Raw genomic sequence first — 24,732 nt, forward strand, 5'->3', positions numbered from 1 at the left:
GAGGGGGATTAATCAATGAAAATGAAGAGAAGTTTGATGCTGTTATTGTCTTTATGTTTTGCATCTTCACTTGCTTTAACAGGTTGTGGAAGCGATACCAATAAGACAACAGAAGGTTCGGATTCACCTAAAACAGACACTAAAACAGATGATCCGAAGTCAGTTGAACCCCTTGAAATGACACTTCGTCATACACAAGTAGGTGCAGATAAACAGAAACGTTTTGCCATTCTTCAAGACGTTGTTAAAAAGGTTGAAGAAGAGAATGCAGGTCTAAAGTTTAAACTGGACGGCGTTGAATCAGACGTTAACCGTAAAGAAAAACTTCGTGGAGAGATGGCTGCGGGTAACCCGCCAGATATCTTCGATCTATTTGGTAGCCCGGATTCCAAAGTTTATGCTAAAGAAGGTAAACTGCTTGATCTAACTCCGATCCTTGATGAACTCGGTATTAAAGACAAATTCAGTTCTTTGGAACCGTTTACTTACGAAGGTAAAATATATGGTCTTCCAATTGGTGGATCAGGCGAAGGATTCTTCTATAACAAAGAATATTTTGAGAAGAAGGGTCTGAAAGTTCCTACGACTATGGCTGAACTTGATCAAATTCTTGCAACCATCAAATCTGATGGTAAAGTTCCAATGGCTGGTGCTTCCAAAGCAGGTTGGGTACCTTTGATGCTTGCTAACCAATTGTGGTCTCGTTATGCCGGTTCAGATGTTACTTCTAAATTTGTTAAGGGAGAAGCTAAATGGAGTGATCCAGCTGTCGTTAAAGGTTTTGCTAAGTATAAAGAGTGGGTAGACAAAGGATACTTCAAAAAAGGTGAACTTGGTTTTGAATATGCTGAGTATACAACTCAATTTACTAGTGGCGAAGCAGTCTTGCTGTATGACGGAACTTGGAAATCTTCCGTATTTAAAGCAGGTGAGTCTGGTGAGAAGTTGATCGGCAAAGTTGGATTCTTCAATCTTCCTCCAGTTGATGGCGGTGCTGGAGATCAAACCTCCCTTATGCGTGACGTAAACAATGGTTATGGTTTCTCCGCAACTGTAGCTGAAGATCCTCGTAAGCTAGCAGCTGTTAAGTCTTTCATTAAAGATTTGTTTAACGAAGAGATGCAGATCCGTGGTCTAGTGGATGATGGTGTACTTCCTGCAATGAAGATTGATGCAAGCGTACTTTCTTCTAAAATCACTGATGATTTGATGAAAGAAATCGTCAACGTATTGAATGAATCCAAAACTTCATTCCCTGCATTTGACTCACTTGTTCAAGCGGATGTAACTACTGAAATCAGTAATATCCAAATTCAAAAGCTGATTGGTAACCAAACAACTCCTGAGAAAATGGGAGAAGCTCTTCAAAAGGTTCAAGAAGAGGCTAACTCAGCTTCGGAATAATAATTTATTTTCAAGTGTGTGCCCCGGGAATTTGCTGGGGCACACGCCTTTCTATTAGTAGAAAAAGTAATAGACATCACTTCCGGATGATATCCGGGTTGGGAGGCACTTCATGAACAAGGCATTGAAGAATCCAATGTTATACATCGTACTCATTCTTCCCTGTTTAATTCTATTTGGTATGTTTTTTCTATATCCAATCTTTAGTGCTATACGATACAGTTTCACGAGCTGGAATGGCGTATCCGCTACACCTAAATTTATTGGGTTAGATAACTTCACCAAAGCATTAACTGAGGAAAGATTTTGGCTCGCAGCAAGAAATAACGGTTTCTTTATCTTATTTTCAGTAGGAATCCAAGTTCCATTAATTATATTTTTCTCCCTTCTGATCGCAAATGTTAAGAAACTTAAAGGGCTTTACAAGACAGCGGTTTTTTTACCATCAATTATGTCTACAGCCGTTATTGGTATTCTATGGGGATTCATTTATGAACCGAATATCGGATTATTGAATAGCATTTTGAAGGTTTTCGGAATAGAGCCATTATATTGGCTAGCTGATGAGAAATACGCGATGATTTCGATCCTACTTACAAATGCTTGGCAATGGACAGGATTCTATATTGTAATGGTACTGGCTGCAATTCTATCGATTCCTCGCGAACTTGACGAAGCTGCTGCAATTGACGGTGCTTCCGGTATGCAACGAGCCTTCTCGATAACATTACCTTTAATTAAACCAATTATATCTGTGGTTATTATGCTTTCTATTGCAGGAGCAATGAAGGCTGCTGATATTGTTATCGTTATGACCAAGGGTGGACCTGCGGGCAGCACGGACGTTATGGCAACCTACATGATCAAATACGCAATCACAAACTTTAAATATGGTTACGGTAACGCTATTGCAGTTTTGATTTTCATTTTCACACTAATTCTGACTGCATTGTACCAGTTACTCGTTGCACGTCGTAGTGAAAGGATTGAATACTAATGTCTAGGCTGATTAAAAAGTTATTGCCACATATTGTACTCATGGCCTATTTGTTAGTTATTCTTTTTCCGTTTCTATTTGTTATTTTCTCATCGGTCAAAAAGGATAATAACTCTATAGCACTCAATCCGTTCGGTATTCCAAAAACATTTGAATTCGGGAACTACGTTGAGGCATGGGTCAATGCCAAAATAAGCACCTATTTTTTCAATAGTATGTATATATCTATTCTGTCAGCAGTTGTTTCTATTTTAATTGCTTCTATGTTTGCTTTTGCAATCACACGGATGCGTCATCATAAAATAAGTGCAATACTGGGTGCTGTGATTTTAGTCGGCATGCTAATACCGAATAATGCATTGATGTTACCTATCTATTTACTCGTTAAAAAGCTTGGCATTCTCAATACACACAAGGCTTTAATTATACCTTATATTGCCAATGCACTTCCTTTTTCAGTCATTATTTTATCCGCATTTATGAAGTCCTTACCTAGTGAAATTGAGGAAGCAGCGGTTATGGATGGGTTGAATGCACAGGGAATATTTGCTAGGATTATAATACCTTTAACGGTTCCGGCCATGGTTACGGTATTTATCGTTAACTTTCTCGGCAACTGGAATGAATTCTTGCTTGCCAATTATTTTCTCTCGGACGATGCGAAGCGAACGCTTCCAGTCGGAATGGTTCAGTTCCGTGACCAATATCAGATGAACTACGCGCAAATGTCAGCAGGTATTGTATATAGCGTTGTTCCTGTTATTGTTCTTTACGCTATTCTTCAAGAAAAAATTATTGAAGGAGTTACAGCAGGTAGTGTTAAGGGATAATTCTCGCACAGAATGGAAGAAAGCGTATGAATTTGCGCGTCAAATTATTACTAGCTTTTGTAATCCTTATTATCGTTCCTTTATGTATCTTGGGCGCTATAACTTTCATAGTTACCTCTAATTCCATAGAAGAGAAATACAGCCGTCAAACGGAATATTCGCTTAAAGCAATCAGTTACAGTATTTCAAATGTCTTTAAACAAATGGATAATGTGACGGACAGCGGTATTGGTACCTCAGTATTTCATATGGCTTTGAATGCGAAAGATCCAACGAAACAGGATTTAAATGCTACCGAACAATTGAATTTGAATGCAAGTCAACGTAACTTCCGTAATTTGCTGTACAACCATCCATCGATAAGTTATGCCTTCCTTTACAATTTGCACGGGAATAACAATATCGTTTCTATTTTTAATAAAGAAGATTTTGCGGCAATGAGCTTCAATAAGTTTAAGGAGCAACCTTTATACAAAGAGGTTACTGACCTGAACGCAGTTCCTAAATGGCTTGCACCGCATGAGTATCCCGAAATTACAGGTGTCGAACCTGTGTTTACGCAAATCAGACTAATTAAGGAAATTAGTACACTGAAGAACATAGGTATTCTAGTTGTGCAAATTAAAAGCTGGGATATCGAATCTATTTTTCGAAATCTGTCTTTAGATCAAACAATGGGCTCCACACATTTTATGCTGGTTAATGATGATGGGCTGATCTTGTTCGATCCATTGCAATCGCTGGATGGTCAAAAAGTTCAGTCCCTCATGAACCAACCTGTTCTTTTTGAAAAGGGTTATCAAAGCTTTAAGGCTGATTTTAATCACAATAAAAGTATTGTTTCGATGTACCATCTTAAAGATTATCCTTGGAGTATCATATCTGTAACTTCATGGGATTCATTATCTAAAGAGACAAGGGTCTTTGCTGAATGGTTTATTGGAATAACATTACTTTGCCTTTTTGCAGCAGTTACATTTAATGTAGTGTTTATGAACCGTATAACGGGTTCTATAGCTGTGATTGTTCGTTTTATGCGTAGAGTTGAGGGCGGCGACTTTAAAGTTCGTGTTGAAGATAAGGGTAAAGATGAGCTGCATGTTTTATCCAAAGGATTTAACGATCTGGTCGATAAAATAAATCTCTTGTTCACACAAATTCAGAAAGAACAAAAACAGAAGAATCAAGCTGAGCTTCGTGTGCTTCAAGCGCAAATTAAACCGCACTTTTTATTTAATACGCTAGAATCTATTAATGTTCTAGCCATGCAGAACGAGGGAGCCAAAGTAAGTGAAATGGTATACCGCTTGGGTAATATTCTTCGGATTAGTATCCAAGGTAAGGAAGTAATCACGTTGGAAAAAGAATTGGATCATCTGCGAAGCTATTTAGAAATTCAGAAGTTCCGTTTCGAGGATGTTTTTGATTATGAAATAGATGTTCCCAAAGATCTGCTAAAAAGAAGTATACTGAAGTTAACGCTTCAGCCTCTGGTTGAAAATAGTATCCAGCATGGTTTTGAAGGTATTTCTTATAAGGGAATGATCCGTATTAGCTGCTGGAGTGCTCAGGGGAAATTGATTTTGCAAATTGAAGATAATGGAATTGGGATTGGGTCGGAGCAGCTATTAGCCTTTGAATATATGTCAGATCAGAATGAGAACACGGAAGTAGTAAATCCTAGCATGCCAGTGAATCATGAACGTAGAGGTTTAGGCGTGAGAAGTGTTGCTGATCGGATCAGAATTCATTACGGTGATATCTATGGTTTGTTTATTTGTTCTTCGAGCAGTACCGGCACAATCATACGATGCATTGTACCAAACGATGAGTGGGGGGAACTCTGATGTTGAAAGTACTGCTAGTTGATGATGAAGCACCCATATTAAACAACCTGAACAAAGTAATTCAGTGGACAGAGTTGAATATGGAAGTGATGGGTCTTGCCCGCAGTGGGCAGGAAGCGCTAGCTCTTTGTGAGCAGCAAGCTCCTGATATTGTCTTGAGCGATATTCGTATGCCTGTAATGGATGGCTTGACCTTTATTTCAGAATTGAGACAAAGAGGTTGCACAGCTGAGGTGCTCCTGCTAACTGGATATCAAGAATTTGAATATGCAAGGCTTGCCATTAAATACAAAGTGCGCGATTATATTTGTAAGCCTATTCATTACAAGGAACTGGAAAATACACTCCGTTTGATTGGTGACCAATTGATACGGAGTCGAAAGCTAGATCCACTTCAATTTGCAGCCAGTCATCTGAAAAAGCAAGATACCGCAGAATCTGCTAAGAAATCATCACAGCAGCTAATTGCTGATGCGATTACTTATATTATGGGTAGGCTGGATAAAGATTTAGGCATCGAAGAACTCGCCGGACATCTGGGTATAAGCTGCAGTTATTTTTGTCTTTTGTTCAAAAATCATGTAGGTATCACATTCGTTGAGTACTTAACCAACCAACGAATTGAAGCTGCCAAATATCTACTTACTCACAGTGATAAGAGTGTCACTCAGATTGGGGCAGGTATTGGCTATCATGAAAGAAGATATTTCACGAAGGTATTTCAGCGTTACACGGGCATGACACCTTCTGAATACCGTGAACAAGTCAAAGATTGTTCTGTTAGTTAATATATATTTACATACTTCATTTATGAGCAAAGGTGCGTGATTAACAGTGAAAATGTCTAATCTTACGTTGGAAGAAAAAATTGGCCAAATGTTTATTTGCGGATTTCATGCTTTAGAACCAGATGATCATATTAAACAACTTATTGAGAAATATCACATTGGCGGTGTGATCTATTTCCGTCGAAATATTGATGAATTAGAACAAGTTGCCAAAATGTCCTCTTCACTTCAGGAAGTGGCAAAGGAGAGCGGTAATTTGCCACTCTGGATTGCTATTGATCAAGAAGGAGGTATGGTTACTCGAATTGATCATAAGAAAATGAGTCGTATACCCGGAAACATGGCTTTAGGTGCCACAAATAACCCGGAATACAGCTACAAAGTATCTGCCATCAGTGCAGAGGAACTGCTTACCTTAGGCATTAATATGAATTTTGCTCCTTGTCTTGATGTGAATAATAATGCACGTAATCCGGTCATTGGGGTCCGGTCGTTCGGGGAAAATGCAGGCCTTGTTTCTGAGCATGGTTCTGCAGTAATTAAAGCACTTCAAGACAAGGGCGTTTCAGCTGCTGCTAAACATTTTCCAGGACATGGAGATACTAGCGTTGATTCTCATATGGGGCTTGCGGAGGTCTCTCATGATAGGAACCGTCTGAATTCGATTGAGTTAAAGCCTTTCGTCAGAGCTATTGAAGAAGGCGTAGATCTGATCATGACGGCACATGTTATATTTCCAGCATTTGAATCTGAGAAGATTCCAGCTACGTTATCTAAATCAGTACTAACGGGTCTCCTACGAGATGAACTGGGTTTTGAGGGTGTCATTGTTACAGACTGTCTAGAAATGCACGCCATTGCTAAGTACTTCGGTATTGGTGAAGGAGCTGTGAGAGCCATAGAGGCTGGTGCTGATTGCGTCCTAGTAAGTCATACACTAAGCGATCAAAGCAGCGCTATTGAAGCTGTTAAAGAGGCCGTTCTCAGTGGTAGAATTGCTGAAAGTGTAATCGACCGGGCGGTTGAGCGCATTTTGAACTTGAAAGAAAAACGATTAAAGTCATTAACCGTGGTTGATTCTCCTGTGTTTTTGAATAGAGAAGACAAACCAGTTGTTGACAGCTTGCTTAAAGAAGTTGCTTGCAAGAGCATTACCCTTGTAAAAGATGAAGGTCAGTTACCTTTAGCGACTAATGAAGCTGTTCTTGTCATCTGGCCAGAGGTACGTCAAGAGACTCAGGTGGATGAACCTTGGACTGATGTATTTACTTTAGGACAGACACTATCAAGTTATATAGATAATGTTGAAGAAATACGCATTAGTGCGGAGCCTTCCGAGGAAGAGATTGATAAAGTGGTTCAAGCTGCACAATCTGTGAATCAAGTGGTATTTGCTACGTATACATCGGGAAGTGACCTTCCTGAGGGTCAGCGCCAAATCGTGGAACGGATTCTGAAGCTTAAGCTTGGACATTTTATTGTAGCGTCTACACGTAATCCTTATGATTTAAACGACATTCCAGGAACTCCTGCTTATGTATGCTGTTACGAGAACACTCCTTATTTTATGGAAGCTCTTGCTAGTATTCTGGTGGGGAAAAGTAAGGCTGAGGGAACGCTTCCGGTAAGCTTAAATGAAGGCCTCCACGCTAATTAGGATAAGAAATATTTGTATTTATAAATGATAATAAACGGAAGGTTCCCGCCCGGGAATACCTTTCGTTTATTTATTTACATCACTTTTAGAAACTTTTTGCGATATTTTGCGTCTATTAGTATGTCTTTTAAGGGTATATAGCGTGGACCGACTGCTCATCTGTATATCTACAGTGCGAATTTACGGTAATGAAGCAGTTACAAAAATGGGTTAAAAGGAGCTAGACAATGAATTTCAAGAAACTAACATGGATTGCTGTGTTAGCTGTATCACAGACAGCATTGGTGCTTCCAGCCAGTGCAGCAGCTGTGGTTACGCAACCGCAAAACACAAGTGTAACTCAAGAAATGAACGGGAATGTTCTATCCGGTTCAGATGTTTCAAACAAAGCTATTACGAACGGTACGAGTACCGTTGATGGCACTACAGTGAGCGCAGGTACATCGGAAAAGGTTGACTCTACTTCCGGTAACACAGGAACTGTCGAGAAGAAAGCAATGACCGGTTCGACAGATACAAAAGGAACTACAGGAACCACAGGAACTACAGGTACTACAGCAACATCAGGCACCATAGATACACCAAGTACACCAGCTACTAAAGAAACTACGAGCACCACGGATACTCCTGCTGCAAGTGAAGTAACTGGTATTTCAGAAGGTACTGGGGATACAAACGCAAGCTCATCTGCTGTTGACGCAAAGCCTGGTACACCAAGTACTCAAACTATTTCTGATAGTTCAAGTAATCAATTAATTCTGATGATGAACAGCAACAAGATGTATCAGAATGGGAAATTATATTTGGCTGGTCAACCGATGGCGGTAAAGAATGGCGTGTCGTACGTAGCTATTCGCGCGATGGTAGAACGGGCAGGCCTGAAACTTACTTATAATAACCAAACGAAAGAAACAATTATCAATAAAGATGGTAATGAGTTACGTTTCAAAACAAACAGTACTTCATATCGAGTTAACGGCGTAGTGAAGACGATGAAAGGTAAATCTTATCAGCAAAAGAACGTATTTATGGTTCCATTGACCTCGATTACGCAAGCGCTGAATATCCCTTACACTGTTGATCAGGCTCAGAAACGGGTAATTCTTACGCTATCTACGAAGCCAGTTGCAACTTTTAAGGTTCAGCCTTCTGAAATATTTGCAGGTGAAACTGCAGTAACTTATGAATCAAACGCAAAATCACCGAGCGGTTTGCCGATTGTGAATGAGCGCTGGGAAGGCAAAGAAGATGTGTTCCAGAATGCAGGTTCCTTTACGGTTACACATTACGTGCAGGATTCATCCGGACAGTGGAGTGATCCTTACTCTGTTACTGTGAATGTCCTCCAGCCTAATCAGCCGCCTGTCGCTAATTTCGTAACGAATAAAGATGAGTATAAAATGGGCGAAATGGTCACCATTACGGATCAAAGCTCAGATGATGAGAATGCGATCGTAGATCGTCAATGGCTGAACAACCGTCTAGCCTTTTTCGAACCGGGTCCAGTGACAATCAAACTTACAGTTACGGATAAGCATGGCGCTGTAGGTGAGTATGAGAAAACAATTAATATTACAAATGAAACACTTTATAGTCAGGAAGATTTTAATAAGATCTTTGTTCCAATTGGTGAGAAGTACACATTTGATGGCACTAAAGTTCCAACTTGGAATAAGGCCAACTATACATTTACTTCTGAGCCAGCAACATTAATTCGTAGTAACAGCCCTGAAACGGTTTACTCCGAAGGTATCCTATATCAAGAAACATCGATGGGTAGCACACGTTTTATGATCCATCATGTCAATTCCTTATCTAAAGATACCAAAGTGTATGTTATTGCAACGAATACCTACACCGATGTACCAGCTAACATCAACATCCTTAATTCGGGATTTGGTGGACCAAGTCCATTCCCAACGGCAACAGGAAAGGTTTCGGTTGAGAAGTATTTTAACTCCATGACATCAGGGGCAAATCGCCAAGATATTCACTTGAATCCAGGTGAAAGCAAAGTAATCTTTAACGATTTGAGCAATGCAAAGCTTAAACCAGGTCAAGTTATTTCATTACTTGCGGATACATTTAGTGATTATCCAATTAAATATACAGTGGTCATGGTTGATGCAGCTAAAGATCCATTAACAGCACTACCGTATCTTACGAATCTGGAGCGTGATGTCCATAATCGTGGAACATATCCTGATTCAGTACGAGTTGTGAAATATGACGAACAAATTGGTAGCACGCCTACACGATTCGTGCTGGGTGATAACAAAGATGATCCTAACATGACAGGACTTGATGGTATTTATGGTACTGAGTCTTCCAATGCAGGTAACTTTGGTGCCATGTACAAAATGACATTTAGCAAAGTTGCTCCAAATACGATCATCACCCTGAATCCTAGAGGTGGCCCATACGGTGGCGTTCTTATGGTCGATGGACGCATTGTTCAAACAAGTGCTGGCCTTGTAAATGCACCGAATGAAACAAGCGTACTTGCTCGTACTAGCAATTATGAGCAAAGTGTAGAGATTTGGTATACACCTGCACCAGGCAGTAACTTACCAATCAACTTGTTGTTCATGCCTATCCCACCATCTAAGAATTAAGAGCTATCATACTTTTCTATTATTTCTAAAAAAGAATAATAAAATACCCGTTCTCTCGCATCCCTGCGAAGAACGGGTATTTTTATTTGTATAAACAAGGGAGCATAAATTTCAAAGCTTAAGCAGATCTGCTTTTCCATAATAAGAAGATGAAGAAGGGAGCTCCGATTGCTGAGGTGAATACTCCAACTGGAATATCCAACGGATCAAAGAGAGTACGGGCTAAAACATCGGCTGTAACCACGATGAAAGCACCAACTAGAGCGCTTGCGGGTATAAGAGATCCATAGGAGGGTCCGACTAACTTGCGGGCTATATGAGGGGCTAAGAGCGCCACAAAACCGATAGCTCCTCCTACTGAGATACCAGCTCCAGCTAATCCGACTGCTGTGAAGAGAAGTATAGTCCGATCTTTTTCAACAGCACTTCCCGCACCAGCTGCTAGATCATCGCCTAGCTGTAGCATATTAATGCGTCTTGCGAATACAAGGCTAAGTCCAGTAAGGATAATAAACCAAGGCAGTATCATATTTACATGCTTCCAAGAGGTTCCATATACACTACCAAGCAGCCAATCGAAGGCTTTTTGCGCCACATCACTTGGCCCCGTCACGAGAAGCATTGTGGATAATGAAGTAGAAACGGAACCAATTCCTACGCCGATCAGCACCAGCATAAGAGGGTTAACTCCATTTTTGCGAGACAGTATATAAATAAGCACGGTTGTTAATGTTGCTCCGATAAATGCTGCTGGGGGTAACCAGAATACACTTGCAGAAGGAATCAACGTAATAACCGCTGTAGTTGCGACTGATGCTCCTCCAGTTACGCCCATAACATCGGGAGAAGCGAGAGGATTTCGGATCAATCCTTGAGTTATTGCCCCGGAAATAGCCAAGCAAGCGCCTACCATAGCACCAACTAACGTACGTGGAAGACGTAGCTTCTGAACAACGACAACATCTAACGCATTTCCCTGATGAAATAGGGCTCTAATAACATTCCACGGGTTCACATATTTCGTACCGAATCCAATGCTAACAATAATGGATAGAAGTACAAGAGCACTGAGTAGAGCTAGAATGACAATTTGCCTTCTGGAGGTAAGAAAAGAGGCGTTAGTACCCCACCGAACAGAAATGGAGCTTTGAGATTTAGAGGATCGGCTCATTTTTGTAGCATCCCCTTTCTAGCGGCATGAATAAAGAACGGAACACCAATAATGGCAGTCATGACCCCAATGGGTATTTCACGTGGCTCAGCTATAAAACGCGAAGCAATATCAGCTAGCAAAAGGAGTACTCCACCTAAAATTGCACTATAGGCTACAAGCAGCGTACGTCTTTGCCGATGATGCTTCTGGCAATATGAGGAATCACAAGTCCGACAAATCCGATGGGACCAGCAACGGCCACAGAGCTGCCTGCAAGAATGACAATAAGTAATCCCATTGTTAATTTAAGCAGTACTGTTTTTTGACCCAAACTACGGGCTACATCATCACCAAGCATTAATGTATTAATGGAAGATCCAATCAGCAATGCTACGATCCATGCAATGATCATGTAGGGAAGTAGGTTTAGTAAAATATCCAAGCTTCTACCTTCTACAGAACCTGATATCCAGAAGAGAACCTCCTCCATTGCGCTGTCACCGATGATAAGCATACCATTGCTGAGAGAGCTGCAGAATGCTGTAATCGCAGCGCCAGCAAGTGTAATTTTCAAAGGAGTAAGGCCCTGTCTACCTGCTGAGCCAAGGATGAATACGAATAAACAACTGACTCCAGCTCCAAGGAAGGCGATCCAAGTAAATGATGCTAATGAATTCACTCCGAATAACACCAATGCTGCAACGACAAATAATGAAGCTCCGGCGTTTATTCCGAAAATACCCGAATCCGCGAGCGGATTCTTGGTAAGTGATTGTAACAATACCCCACATATACCAAGGCTACCGCCGACGAAAGCAGCGATTAAAGCACGAGGAACACGTACATCACGCACAATAATATGTTCAGTACTTCCATTATAGGAAGTGAAAGCATCAACCACTTGTCGCCAACTTGTACTGTGCACACCGAATATGATACTTGCAGCAATACATAGTAGAAGGAGGAGTATGCCTGCAAAAAGACCGATCCATCTGTGGGCTTTCTTATGTAGCCATGCGCATTGCAAGTTTAATCCCTCTTTCCTAAAACGTAACTGATGAATGTTGCATGGTTAAAACAGAGCAATATATTAAAGTTTAAGGGGATGAGCAAGGCTTGTCAATGAGTATGATTCTCAATAAAAGCACTATGAAGTTCCCCATTTTCTAATAGTAAAATAAAGGCATAGAGCTCATCTTAGAGTCTTTGATGAGGTTGACACAGATATATTTTTCGATTACGATAGATGACGATATTGATAATCATTATCAAATATAGACAAGATATGCAAAAGGGGAGAGTTTTACATAATGAAGAAGAAGTGGAATGGCATGATCTTAATGCTGCTTGCGGTTGTCCTAGTTTTGTCCGCATGTGGTAAAGACAGTGGAGAAGCAACAAGCAATAATACAAATAAGGGTGCGGCTGAAACAAGTGATTCGGCAGACCGCTCTATTGATACAATTATGGGAAAAGTAAATGTGCCAGCCCATCCTAAACGGGTGGTCGTACTGACAAATGAAGGAACAGAAGCTTTATTGTCCGTTGGCGTGAAGCCAGTTGGAGCAGTGAAATCTTGGACGGGAGACCCTTGGTACCCGCATATTAAAGATCAAATGCAAGATGTAGTTAATGTGGGTGAAGAAGGACAGCCGAACGTTGAAGCGATCGTTGCATTGAAACCAGATCTAATTCTAGGTACTAAAATGCGTCACGAAAAAATCTATGACCAGCTTAGCGCAATTGCTCCTACTGTGTTCTCAGAAACACTGCGTGGAGAATGGAAAGAGAACTTCAAACTGTGGACGAATGCCATAAATGAGCAAGCTAAGGGAGAAGAAGTCCTAGCTGCTTATGACAAGCATGTAGCGGATATCAAAGCTAAAGCAGGAGACAAATTAAAAGAAAAAGTATCGATGGTTCGCTTTATGCCAGGTAAAGCTCGTATGTATTATAAGGACACATTCTCTGGTTTGATCTTGAAGGAATTAGGGTTTGCACGCACTAAAGCACAGGATAACGATGGATTTTTTGATAATGTAGGTAAAGAACGTATTCCAGAAATGGATGGAGATATCTTGTTCTATTTCACTTATGAAACAGGTAACGGTGAAGGTAGTCAAATGGAGAAAGAATGGACAAATGATAAGCTGTGGAAGAATCTCGACGTCGTGAAGAAAGGCAATGCCCACCGTGTAGATGATGTCATTTGGAATACGTCTGGTGGTGTACTTTCAGCAAACCTGATGTTGGATGATTTGAAGAAATATTTTGATATCCAATAATTTAGGATCTAACAGGAGGGGCCTTCATGTGAAGGTCCTTTTTTTCAGTTAGAGTGCTTCATTGACTCCGATTTTATTTTAAGGCATTATGAATAGTAGACACATTACAAATGGGGAGGATGGGCGTATGCTGTCGACAGAACAAATTATTGAAACGATGTCGGAACAGGGACTGCGAATAACTGACCAGCGTAAGACGCTCGCCAAATTATTTGGTGAAAATAAAGGATATTTGTCTGCCAAGGATGTATACGAGTTCATGTGTAAAAAGTACAGTGGACTGAGTTTTGATACCGTATATCGTAACCTGAGGGTCATGCATGAACTAGGCGTGCTGGAACAAATTGTTTTTGAAGAAGGTATTAAATTTAAAGCAAGCTGCAATCAAGATGATCACCATCATCATTTGATCTGTCTGCAATGTCAGAAAACATATCCAATTCGTTTCTGTCCTGTTGATTTAACGGATGCTCCGGATGGGTTTAAAGTCGTTAAACATAAATTTGAAGTGTTCGGATACTGCAAAGATTGCCAACAGGCTGATACTATAGAAGCGAAAACCAGTGAACGTTCGGATAACAAGAGCGAAGTGTCCTGATGAGTGTGATGCGCAGAGTGACTCAAGGACCAATCGTCGCTTATCGTAAATATATTTCTCCGCTTAAACCAGCGACTTGTCGCTTTTATCCAAGCTGTTCGGCCTATGCTTTAGAAGCAATTGAAGTGCATGGAGCTGCCAAAGGTACGTGGCTAGCGGCTAAACGTATTGCTAAGTGCCAGCCGTTTCATCCGGGAGGGGTGGACTTGGTTCCACCACGAAAAGACCAGAGCGATACGCCGAATACGACCGATGGTCACAGCCGTTTAACTTGACACCCTTATTGGTGTTCAGTATATTAATGAATATATGACATTTCCGAGGAATGGATGAGTACGTAAATACAGCTTAGTTCAGAGAGCCGGGGTAGCTGCAAACCGGTATGAGGTGTTTTACGGAATATGGTCCGGGAGGAACTACTTTCGAGCGACAGGCTTGCAGCATGATATAGGCTGACCTGAGTAAGGGAGTTGCGTGATCCAGCGATAATGGACGGTATCAGCTTATGCTGGAACCGATGGAGCCTGCTACCTGTGAAGGTAGGGGGAATTTGGGTGGTAACACGTGAGAGAACTCTCGTCCCATATTGGGACGGGATTTTTTTGTGCTTATTTTTAAGTACAAATCAGAAGGGATGGATAAACAATGGCTGAGAAGAAGACATTTTATTTGACAACACCGATCTATTATCCTAGTGACAAGCTACACATTGGCCATGCATATACGACAGTGGCTGGCGATTCCATGGTTCGTTACAAGAAGCTACGCGGCTATGATGCTCGTTATTTGACGGGTACTGATGAACATGGACAGAAAATTGAACGTAAAGCAGCAGAAATGGGTAAAACCCCGCAGCAATTTGTTGATGACATTGTGGCAGGTATTAAGGAACTATGGACTAAACTTGATATTTCGAATGATGATTTCATCCGTACGACAGAGGAGCGTCATACAACAGTCGTGCAGGAAGTATTCGAACGTTTACTTGCTCAAGGGGATATTTATAAAGGTGAATATGAAGGTTGGTATTGTACACCTGATGAATCATTCTTCCTCGAGCGACAACTTGTGAACGGGAACTGTCCTGATTGTGGACGACCAGTCGAACGAGTGAAGGAAGAGAGTTATTTCTTCAAAATGAGTAAGTATGCTGATCGTTTGCTTGATTACTATGAGCAGCATCCTGATTTCATTCAACCCGTTTCACGTAAGAATGAAATGATTAACAATTTTATTAAACCAGGTCTTGAAGATCTGGCTGTATCGCGTACAACTTATGACTGGGGTATCAAAATCAAGAGTGATCCTAAGCACGTTATTTATGTTTGGATTGATGCGCTACTTAACTATATTACGGCACTTGGTTACGGTTCGAAGGACACCACATTATTTGACAAGTACTGGCCTGCAGATGTGCATTTAATGAGTAAGGAAATTGTACGTTTCCATACCATTTACTGGCCAATTATTCTTATGGCGCTTGACTTGCCGCTACCGAAGAAGATTTTTGCTCACGGCTGGTTATTGATGAAGGACGGTAAAATGTCTAAATCTAAAGGTAATGTGGTAGATCCAGTTACACTAATTGATCGCTATGGCCTCGATTCATTGCGTTATTACCTGCTAAGAGAGGTTCCTTTCGGAGCAGATGGTACATTTACACCTGAAAGTTTCGTAGAGCGAGTGAATTCAGATCTAGCGAATGACTTAGGTAATTTGTTGAACCGTACGGTTGCCATGGTAGACAAATATTTTGACGGCGAAGTGCCAGCTTATCATGCAGGAGTAACTGAATTTGATGCTACGATTGAAGAAGCAGCGAGCTTGGTATATGCCAAAGTAGAGGAAGCTATGGAGAACATGGAGTTCTCTGTAGCCCTAACAGCGATTAGTCAGTTCATTAGCCGCAGTAATAAATATATCGACGAGACACAGCCTTGGACGCTTGCTAAGGATGAATCTAAGCGTGAGGAACTGGCTTCGGTCATGACTCACCTTGTGGAGAGTCTGCGTATTGCTTCGATCCTGCTACAACCGTTCTTGACCCAAGCCCCTAAGAAAATTTGGGCACAGCTTGGTCTTGTAGAAGGAGAGCTAACAAGCTGGGATAGCGGCAAAACATTCGGTCAGTTCCCTGCGGGTACGAAACTTGTGAAGGGTGATCCGATCTTCCCAAGACTTGATGTTGAGCAGGAAGTTGCTTATATCAAGGAAGCAATGACTGTGTCAATGGGAGAGGCAAAACCTGATGCTCCTGCTTCTGATGCGGTTTCAACTAGCGTAGAGGCACCTGAGCTTAAAGAGGAAATCGGCATTGAAGATTTTGCTAAAGTCGAACTGCGTGTCGCTCAGGTCATCTCCGTTGAGCCTGTTAAGAAAGCGGATAAACTGCTGAAATTGCAGCTTGATCTCGGATACGAGCAACGTCAAGTGGTTTCTGGAATTGCGAAGTTCTATACACCGGAAGAACTGGTAGGGCGAAAGGTGATTTGCGTCACGAACCTGAAACCCGTTAAGCTGCGTGGCGAATTGTCACAAGGTATGATTCTAGCGGCTTCACATGGTGATCAGCTGACTATTGCTTCTGTCCCAGACAGCATGCCAAATGGGGCAGTTGTTAAATAAATATAAAAGAGATCAGAAGATGAGTAGAAATGAAGTCTTCCGAGCCATACTTAGACGGTACACCATAAATTGGGTGTGCCGTCTTTTTCCCGTTATATGTTGACAAAATCAAAAGGCCCATCTTATACTCTTATTAGTAAACATTACGATTAAGGTTCGAGGGGATGAAGGTTAGCGATGAAAAGGTGGAAAGTTAGAGCATCAATATTGCTAATACTGCTGATCTGTACAGCGATGTTGACCGGATGCGGAAGTACGAATTCAGCTAAATTGGCGAAGGATAAAGTAAATGTAATCACGACGTTCTATCCCATATATGAATTTGCCAAGGAAATTGGGGGGGAAGATGTGAATGTGATTAATTTGCTACCCGCAGGTGTTGAACCTCATGACTGGACTCCGCGTAGCCAGGATATCGTGAATACATCGAATGCACAGCTGTTTTTATATAATGGAGCAGGTTTAGAGGCTGGGTGCCAGGTTTCCTAAAAGGTTTAAACCGTGATACGAAGGTCAAAGCCATAGAAGTCAGTCAGGGTATTCAACTTATTGAATCGGATCATGATGAACGCGAAGAGAACGGTGGTTTATCTCTTAACGACAATCATCACATTGATCCACATACTTGGGTAAGCCCGAAGTCAGCTATCGTGATGGCTGAGCATATCAGAGATAGCTTGATTGAGACTGATCCTACTCATCAAAGTGGTTATGAAGAACGCTATGCAGCAATCCAGAAGAAACTGACCGATCTGGATCAGAAGTTCAGTTCACAATTATCGGCGGTTCCGCACCATAAAGTCGTCGTTTCCCATCAGGCCTTCGGTTATCTATGCCGCGATTATGGGTTGGAGCAACATGCAATTATGGGACTATCTCCAGATGCTGAGCCGCGTGCTAAAGATTTAGTTCAGCTTACGAATCTAGTGAAGCAAGAAGGTATCCACTATATCTTCTTTGAAGAATTAGTATCAGATCGTTTGGCTAAGACATTAGCATCGGAAACAGGTGCGAAAGTTATAGTGCTTAATCCTGTCGAAGGATTGACTAAACAGCAGGAGCAGAACGGGGACAATTATTTTACATTGATGGAGAAAAATTTGCAAAATCTAATCCTCGCTTTACAATAAAGAGAGATCGAAGAAAGGGCGGATTCAGAACATGCTATCTCTGGCGCAGGAAGATTGCCATGAACATATTATTGAGCTAGAAAATATCTCGTTCTCATATCGGGATCAACAAGTGATATCAGATCTTAACTTTGCTGCCAAGGAGCGAGATTTTGTTGGAGTTATTGGCTCGAATGGAGCGGGTAAGACAACATTATTACGGATGATTGTTGGATTGTTGCCTGTCGAGAATGGAGATATTCGTTTGTTTGGACAATCTATTCGGAAGTTTAAGGACTGGGAACGTATCGGTTATGTTCCACAGAAGAACACGTTCAATCCACTCTTTCCAGCAACGGTTAGAGAGGTTGTCTTATCTGGTCTGTACAATAACAAAAATTTGTTCCGTCGTGTTAGTAAGAGCCAACAGAGGCAGTGTGACGATGCATTAGAAGTCATGCGTATCCAGGAAATTGCGAATAAGCGTATAGGTGAACTATCGGGTGGACAGCAGCAGCGTGCTTTCTTGGCCAGAGCACTTATTAATCATCCAGATCTGCTAATTCTGGATGAACCCACCGTGGGGATTGATGCAGAAACTCAAGCTGGATTCTTCGAACTGATAACGCATATGCATGCACATCATCATATGACGTTCCTTATGGTTTCCCATGATATGGACATGATCGAAGGGTATCTTGGAAAGACTCCGAAGCAAAAAAACGGTAAAATTCAGTTTTATGTCAGACATTCGCATGAGATTCAGAACTGCGAGGAGCAAAATTTACAGCATTCTCTTACCTGATTTAAGCCTAGGAGGGCGTATCCGAAGGAGTCGTTATTATTGATAGTTGATATATTGTTTTCTGATTTTTTTGGAAGAGCTCTTGCCGGTGGGGTGTTAATAGGTATTACAGCTCCATTAATCGGTATTTTCTTGGTGTTACGTCGGTTATCCATGATCGGCGACACGCTGGCGCATGTTACGATCGCGGGTGTAGCTCTTGGTTTCTTAATTAATTTGTATCCCCTTGCAGCTGGACTTGTATTCGCTGTACTTGCATCATTCGCTATTGAGAAGCTACGTAAGGCTTATAAAAGCTATGCAGAGTTATCAATTGCGATTATTATGTCAGGTGGCGTGGCGCTTGCCTCTTTGTTTTTCACCTTAGGTATGGGGTACAATACGGATGTTATGAGCTATCTGTTCGGTAGTATTTACACACTAGATTCAACAGACCTCATGGTTGTAGGTGGGGTTACAGTCGTCGTGATTGTTGTTATCAGCCTGTTTTTTAAAGAATTCTTCTTACTTAGCTTTGAGGAAGATGCAGCGAGTGTTAGTGGTCTTCCTGTACGTATGCTGAACATGTTATTAACTGTATTAACTGCGCTTGTAATAAGTACGGCGATTAAGATTGTTGGTGCTTTGCTTGTTTCTGCTCTCTTAACGATACCCGTTGCTATCAGCCTGTTGATTGCCCGAAGCTTTAAGTCATCGGTTATTTTCGCTGTAGTTATTTCAGAAATTGCAGTAGTCATCGGACTTGTGATCGCTGGGATCTGGAATTTGGCGCCAGGTGCAACGATTGTCTTACTACTGATTGCGATGCTAATATTGACTATGGTCGGTAAAAGAAAGTTTTCATCATAAACAAGGGAGGGTTACTTTAGTATGACGATTTGGATTGCCTTTTTTGCGGGATTGGCTTCCTTTATATCTCCTTGTTGTTTACCTTTATATCCTTCCTATTTGTCATATATAACAGGAATGTCGGTACAACAGTTAAAAACCGAGCAGAATAAAAAGGAAGTCCGTTTCCGGACGATGACACATACACTTGCGTTTATTTTGGGATTTTCTGTTGTGTTCTACACCTTGGGCGTCGGAGCAGGTTATTTTGGAGATATTTTCAATAGTAATCGAAAATTAATCAGTCAATTATCCGCTATTTTAATTATGCTAATGGGGCTTTTTTTACTCGGAATTATTCAACCAAAGTTTATGATGCGTGAATTCAAAATGGATATGAAGTTTAAGCCAGCAGGATATATTGGTTCTTTTATTTTTGGTATCGGATTTTCAGCAGGTTGGTCTCCTTGTGTGGGTCCGATTCTTGCTGCCATTATTGCTCTTGCAACAAGCCAGCCAGGAACATGGTTTGCCTTAATTACTGCGTATACGTTAGGTTTTGCGATACCTTTTTTTGTACTGGCTTTCTTTATAGGTTCTACCAAATGGATCGTAAAATACTCCGGCCTTATGATGAAAATAGGCGGAGTACTCATGATATTTATGGGTATTTTGTTATTTACAAATCAGATGACCAAAATTACGATTTGGCTGCAAGCAATTACGCCAGATTGGCTTAAATTTTAAGTGAAGTAATCAATCTTTGCTTGTGGGAAATATTCGAAAATTCGTTCAGTGATAAACTCACGCAAAGCTCTTTGCTGATCGTCGGGATATACATATTTGTACTGACCCCACCGCCCCCACTTGGTTTTACGTTTAGCGATATCCATTTCCAGTTTGGATTTAGGATATCGTTCTTCAATGACTCGTTTGGAGGTTTTCGTAAAACGATGCTGAATGAGTTCAAATGTTAAATCACTTGTGGCATCTTGAGGTAAAGTATCAGCTAACCGTTTAAGCAGGTCGGCATATCCTTCCTCCCAGCTTCATACCAAATGATAGGGGCAATGATGAATCCAAGGGGATAACCGGCATGAGCAACCTTGCCAGCGGCTTCAATACGTTCTTCAAAATGTGAAGTGGATGGTTCAAATTGTCTTATCACATAATCAGAATTAATGCTAAAGCGAATTCTGGTGTGACCATTATGTTGAAGTTTTAAGAATGGGTCGACATGATGAAATTTCGTCACAAACCTTAGTCTGCCGAATTCCTCACCTGCCATAAAAGTAATCAGATCACTCAGCGAGTTCGTAATGTGTTCAAGTCCAACTGGGTCTGATGTACAAGCTGCTTCAAAACGAGTAATTTCAGGCGCGCGTTCTTCGATATATTGCTTAGCTGCTTGAATAATATCATCCGTGTTTACGTATACCCTAACATAAGGTTTTGCACCAAGTGTGGTTTGTAAATAGCAGTAGTGACAATGTCCCATGCAGCCGGTAGAAATCGGTATGGCGTATTCGGCTGACGGTTTGGATTGGTCAAATTCCAATGTTTTGCGTACACCAACACAAGTGTTCGTTTGGCATTACGATATTTTTCTTGGTCCGTATCGCCTGGTAAATTGGTTATACGGTTGTGGGAACTAGTCATGCGGTATGGAATATCTTGGGATTTCACCCATTCCATAATTTTTGCACCCTTCGGGTATTCAAGTGCACCTGGTTCGAAATACACTAGATCGGGCACAAAAGGTTTGGTTGGTCTTAGTTTTTTGCGTGGTCGTTCCTGAACAACTGTACCCATATTCCATCACTTCTCCCTTCCTCGCCGTACTGTGAAGTATTATGTGAGTTTTTAGGAGTATACAGTCGTGGCAATTATTGAACAAAGGAGTAGGAACCGGCAGGACTTGCCAAGTTGTCTCAGAAACATGTATCATTACAAGAGCAGGTAATCGGTAAGAACTACACATATGTTATGTAATACGTGCATGTGTTGAAAAAAGAAATGAGGGAAGAACATGCCAACGCCCAGCATGGAGGATTATTTGGAGCGCATCTACAAACTGATTGACGAGAAGGGCTATGCGCGCGTTTCGGACATCGCCGAAGGCTTGGAGGTTCATCCATCCTCTGTCACCAAAATGATCCAGAAACTGGACAAGGACGATTATCTCATTTATGAGAAGTATCGCGGACTTGTTCTGACAAGCAAAGGCAAGAAAATGGGCAAACGCCTAGTTGACCGTCATCAGCTTCTAGAAGAGTTTTTGGCGATGATTGGCGTTCAAGAGCAATATATTTATAACGATGTTGAAGGAATCGAACATCATTTAAGTTGGGATTCTATAACCCGTATTGAGACGCTCGTTGAATATTTTCGACGGGATGGGCAGCGTCTTCAAGACTTGTGGATATTCACAATGAAATGGTCAGTGATTCCTAACTCAGGCATCTGTCCCTCCCTCAGAGACAGGTGCCTTTTCGTTTACCCGCTAATCTATTAATCTTGGAGGAATTAAGTAATGAAGTTTTGGAAGTTTCAACGTTGGATGATTCTGGCACTTATTTTCGTTATTATTTTCCCAGTTACCAGTCGGTCTGTTCAAGCAGAAACTTCAAAGAACAACATTAGTATTTATTTGGATGATGTGCAGTTAGTGAGTGATGTTCCTCCCTATATTATGCCCAAAATAAACGTCACCATGGTTCCGCTTCGTGTGATCAGTGAAGGTTTGGGTGCATCCGTGAGATGGACACAGTCTACGAGAACCGTAGCGATTGATAAGGATGGCGCAAGCTTAACTTTAACCAACGGTAAAACAACTGCTCTAGTCAATGGAACATCAATTAAACTGGATGCTTCCGTACAAATTAAAAACGGGCGCGTGATGGTACCGCTACGCTTTGTAGGTGAACAGCTTGGCTTGGAGGTTATCTGGAATCAGACCGCTAAAAGCATTCATTTGACATCTGGATATTACATACCTAATCCGCCATCTATTCCCGGGGACACAGGGAACGGTGGAGGCACAAATAATGCCTCTCAGCTTCGCGGAGCATGGATATCCAGCGTCTTTAATCTGGATTGGCCTTCCGTGAAATCATACGGTAAAGCTGAACAACAAAAGCAGGAATTTGTCGCATTACTAGATAAGCTGCAGGCTGCTGGAATGAACGCCGTCTTTGTACAGGTTCGCCCCGCAGGTGATGCGCTCTATCCATCAAGCTTAGTACCTTGGTCTAAGGTTCTGACAGGTGTACAAGGAAATGACCCAGGATACGATCCACTGCAGTTTATGGTTCAGGAGGCACATCAGCGTAACATGCAGTTCCATGCTTGGTTTAATCCGTTCCGTGCAAATACAGACACGGTTACATCCAAACTTGCACCTAATCATGTCGCAATCCAGCATCCAGATTGGATCGTGAAAGCGAATAATCAGATGATTATTAATCCGGGCATTCCAGAAGCAAGACAGCATATTATTGATGTGATTATGGAAGTGGTTAATCACTATGGAATTGATGGAGTCCATTTGGATGATTACTTCTATCCATCAGGTGGTACGTTCAGTGATGATGCAACATTCGCAGCATATAATACGAAAGGACTGTCCAAAGCAAATTGGCGCCGGGATAATATTAACCAGTTTGTACAGCAGTTAGGCCAGTCCATCCATTCGTCTAAACCATCTGTCCAATTTGGCATTAGTCCATTTGGTGTATGGCGTAATAAATCTACAGACTCGACAGGTTCCGATACAAAAGCAGGCGTGACTGCTTACGATTCGATGTATGCGGATGTTAGAACATGGATTCAGCAGCGCTGGATTGATTATGTAGCTCCGCAGATCTATTGGAGTATGTCATTTAAAGTAGCTCAGTACGATAAGCTGGTAGATTGGTGGTCGTCTGAAGTACGTGGGACAGGTGTAGGCTTATATATTGGTCATGCACCATATAAACTAGGTACAAGTGAAGCTGGCTGGCAGAGTGCGCAGGAAATCATTGATCAACTGAATTACAATGCGACGTCAGCTGAAGTGAAGGGAAGTATCTTCTTCAGTGCAAAGGATTTGTTAAAAAATCCACTGGGTCTCCTCCCAATGCTATCGGCTTATTATCAAAATAAATAGTACAAGGGAGTAATAGCATCCCTTTGTCATGAATATACCCCCGTTCTCATACATTATTGTGGATGAGAACGGGGGTTTTGTGATGATCATCAACGCAGTTTTCGAAGGTGGTGGAGTCAAGGGGATTTCGCTTGCAGGTGCCGTTAAATCAGCAGAGGATGCGGGCATTATTTTTAACCGTGTTGCAGGGACTTCTTCGGGCTCCATTGTGGCAGCCTTACTGGCTGCCGGCTATACAGCTGATGAAATGAGTGAAATTGTGCGGATGACACCGTTCGCATCTTTTTTAAAGCGTGCACCTATATTTAATATGAAGCTGATCGGACCTGCCTTGCGTGTCATGATCAAGAAGGGTCTATATTCGGGTGAAGCGCTGGAATACTGGATTCATAATATTCTTAAAGCGAAGGGTGTAACCACGTTTGCTGACTTACCTGAAGGCAAGCTACTCATTATTGCATCGGATATTACGAATGGTAAAATTCTAGTTCTGCCGGATGATCTAGTGAAGCTGGGTATTAATCCGGCTAAGTTTGAAGTTTCCAAGGCGATAAGAATGAGTACGAGTATCCCTTATTTCTTCGATCCCGTTATTCTTAGGATGACGGGGGAAGTTGTGAGGGGAAAGCCATTTGTAGATCAGTTTGTCTATATTGTTGATGGTGGCTTACTTAGTAATTTCCCACTGTGGCTGTTTGGAGATGTACCGAATTCTATATTAGAATCACCGCCCATACCTACACTCGGCTTCCAAATGGTTGGAAGAGCTACGGGCAAACCACATGTAATTCGAGGACCCATAACAATGTTACAGGCTATGTTTGAAACGATGCTTTCTGCACATGATGAACGCTATATTGAGCAGGAGAAACGATTTAGAACGATCAAAATCCCAACAATGGGTGTAGGGACAACACAGTTTCATATCACTCCAGAGCAGAGTAAGGTTCTCTATGATTCGGGTGTGCAAGCAGGCACTAAATTTTTTGGATCTTGGACTAACGATACGTGATCATAGGTCATAAAAAAGCATCTACCTCCCCT

The 24,732-nt window shown here is 41.5% G+C and carries 17 protein-coding genes and 4 pseudogenes; 18 read left to right on the forward strand and 3 right to left on the reverse strand.

Features of this window, described 5'->3' with window-relative positions:
* The first annotated feature begins 21 nt into the window (after positions 1–21).
* The 7 genes from JCM16418_RS05640 to JCM16418_RS05670 all read left to right on the forward strand — a co-directional run bounded on the left by JCM16418_RS05640 (position 22) and on the right by JCM16418_RS05670 (position 10,138).
* Positions 22–1,404, forward strand: a complete 1,383-nt coding sequence (locus JCM16418_RS05640) for an ABC transporter substrate-binding protein (protein WP_172679208.1) — start codon at positions 22–24, stop codon at positions 1,402–1,404.
* Between the two features lie 112 nt (positions 1,405–1,516).
* Complete coding sequence (locus JCM16418_RS05645; protein WP_036646874.1) at positions 1,517–2,401, forward strand: carbohydrate ABC transporter permease; 885 nt, start codon at positions 1,517–1,519, stop codon at positions 2,399–2,401.
* Positions 2,401–3,231, forward strand: a complete 831-nt coding sequence (locus tag JCM16418_RS05650) for a carbohydrate ABC transporter permease (RefSeq protein ID WP_036646875.1) — start codon at positions 2,401–2,403, stop codon at positions 3,229–3,231. Before JCM16418_RS05645 ends, JCM16418_RS05650 begins: the two co-directional genes overlap by 1 nt.
* Positions 3,232–3,257: 26 nt before the next feature.
* Complete coding sequence (locus tag JCM16418_RS05655; RefSeq protein ID WP_036646876.1) at positions 3,258–5,078, forward strand: cache domain-containing sensor histidine kinase; 1,821 nt, start codon at positions 3,258–3,260, stop codon at positions 5,076–5,078.
* Positions 5,078–5,866: a response regulator transcription factor gene (locus JCM16418_RS05660; protein WP_036646877.1), complete on the forward strand. Its 789-nt coding sequence runs from the start codon at positions 5,078–5,080 to the stop codon at positions 5,864–5,866. The genes JCM16418_RS05655 and JCM16418_RS05660 overlap by 1 nt, the downstream gene beginning before the upstream one ends.
* A 52-nt stretch (positions 5,867–5,918) precedes the next feature.
* Entirely contained in the window at positions 5,919–7,523 is a 1,605-nt protein-coding gene (locus tag JCM16418_RS05665) for a glycoside hydrolase family 3 protein (RefSeq protein WP_036646942.1), read from the forward strand.
* Positions 7,524–7,750: 227 nt separating this feature from the next.
* Positions 7,751–10,138: a stalk domain-containing protein gene (locus tag JCM16418_RS05670; protein WP_036646878.1), complete on the forward strand. Its 2,388-nt coding sequence runs from the start codon at positions 7,751–7,753 to the stop codon at positions 10,136–10,138.
* A 118-nt stretch (positions 10,139–10,256) separates the two neighbouring features.
* Here the strand turns inward: JCM16418_RS05670 and JCM16418_RS05675 are convergent, their stop codons facing one another.
* On the reverse strand, positions 10,257–11,309 hold the full coding sequence (locus JCM16418_RS05675) for a FecCD family ABC transporter permease (protein WP_036646879.1): 1,053 nt from the start codon (positions 11,307–11,309) through the stop codon (positions 10,257–10,259).
* Positions 11,306–12,318: pseudogene (locus JCM16418_RS05680) on the reverse strand (FecCD family ABC transporter permease). Before JCM16418_RS05680 ends, JCM16418_RS05675 begins: the two are co-directional and overlap by 4 nt.
* 283 nt (positions 12,319–12,601) lie before the next feature.
* Here JCM16418_RS05680 and JCM16418_RS05685 point away from each other — a divergent pair.
* The 8 genes and pseudogenes from JCM16418_RS05685 (at position 12,602) to JCM16418_RS05720 (ending at position 20,288) form a co-directional block, all read left to right on the forward strand.
* The gene (locus JCM16418_RS05685; RefSeq protein WP_036646880.1) at positions 12,602–13,576 is read left to right on the forward strand and encodes an ABC transporter substrate-binding protein; all 975 of its coding nucleotides are present in this window, start codon (positions 12,602–12,604) and stop codon (positions 13,574–13,576) included.
* 127 nt (positions 13,577–13,703) lie between these two features.
* Entirely contained in the window at positions 13,704–14,174 is a 471-nt protein-coding gene (locus tag JCM16418_RS05690) for a Fur family transcriptional regulator (protein WP_036646881.1), read from the forward strand.
* Entirely contained in the window at positions 14,174–14,449 is a 276-nt protein-coding gene (gene yidD / locus JCM16418_RS05695; RefSeq protein WP_036646882.1) for a membrane protein insertion efficiency factor YidD, read from the forward strand. The genes JCM16418_RS05690 and yidD overlap by 1 nt, the downstream gene beginning before the upstream one ends.
* Before the next feature lie 370 nt (positions 14,450–14,819).
* A complete protein-coding gene (gene metG, locus JCM16418_RS05700) occupies positions 14,820–16,799 on the forward strand; it encodes a methionine--tRNA ligase (RefSeq protein WP_036646883.1) in 1,980 nt (659 codons plus the stop codon).
* A 177-nt stretch (positions 16,800–16,976) separates the two neighbouring features.
* Positions 16,977–17,929: pseudogene (locus tag JCM16418_RS05705) on the forward strand (metal ABC transporter substrate-binding protein).
* Positions 17,930–17,960: 31 nt separating this feature from the next.
* Positions 17,961–18,713: a metal ABC transporter ATP-binding protein gene (locus JCM16418_RS05710; protein ID WP_036646884.1), complete on the forward strand. Its 753-nt coding sequence runs from the start codon at positions 17,961–17,963 to the stop codon at positions 18,711–18,713.
* A gap of 42 nt (positions 18,714–18,755) precedes the next feature.
* A complete protein-coding gene (locus JCM16418_RS05715; RefSeq protein ID WP_036646943.1) occupies positions 18,756–19,562 on the forward strand; it encodes a metal ABC transporter permease in 807 nt (268 codons plus the stop codon).
* A 21-nt stretch (positions 19,563–19,583) separates the two neighbouring features.
* Positions 19,584–20,288 (forward strand): cytochrome c biogenesis CcdA family protein, encoded by a 705-nt coding sequence (locus JCM16418_RS05720; protein WP_036646885.1) that lies wholly within the window; start codon positions 19,584–19,586, stop codon positions 20,286–20,288.
* Here JCM16418_RS05720 and splB read toward each other — a convergent pair.
* Positions 20,285–21,353, reverse strand: a pseudogene (gene splB / locus JCM16418_RS05725) (spore photoproduct lyase). The gene JCM16418_RS05720 and the pseudogene splB overlap by 4 nt on opposite strands.
* 217 nt (positions 21,354–21,570) lie before the next feature.
* On the opposite strand from splB, the pseudogene mntR reads away from it, so the two are divergent.
* The 3 genes and pseudogenes from mntR to JCM16418_RS05740 all read left to right on the forward strand — a co-directional run bounded on the left by mntR (position 21,571) and on the right by JCM16418_RS05740 (position 24,700).
* Positions 21,571–21,995: pseudogene (gene mntR / locus JCM16418_RS05730) on the forward strand (transcriptional regulator MntR).
* A gap of 79 nt (positions 21,996–22,074) precedes the next feature.
* The gene (locus JCM16418_RS05735; RefSeq protein ID WP_036646886.1) at positions 22,075–23,688 is read left to right on the forward strand and encodes a family 10 glycosylhydrolase; all 1,614 of its coding nucleotides are present in this window, start codon (positions 22,075–22,077) and stop codon (positions 23,686–23,688) included.
* 82 nt (positions 23,689–23,770) lie between these two features.
* The gene (locus JCM16418_RS05740) at positions 23,771–24,700 is read left to right on the forward strand and encodes a patatin-like phospholipase family protein (protein ID WP_036646887.1); all 930 of its coding nucleotides are present in this window, start codon (positions 23,771–23,773) and stop codon (positions 24,698–24,700) included.
* Positions 24,701–24,732: the final 32 nt, after the last annotated feature.

The sequence above is a fragment of the Paenibacillus pini JCM 16418 genome, assembly GCF_000576305.1.
Taxonomy (GTDB): Bacteria; Bacillota; Bacilli; order Paenibacillales; family Paenibacillaceae; genus Paenibacillus_AQ; species Paenibacillus_AQ pini.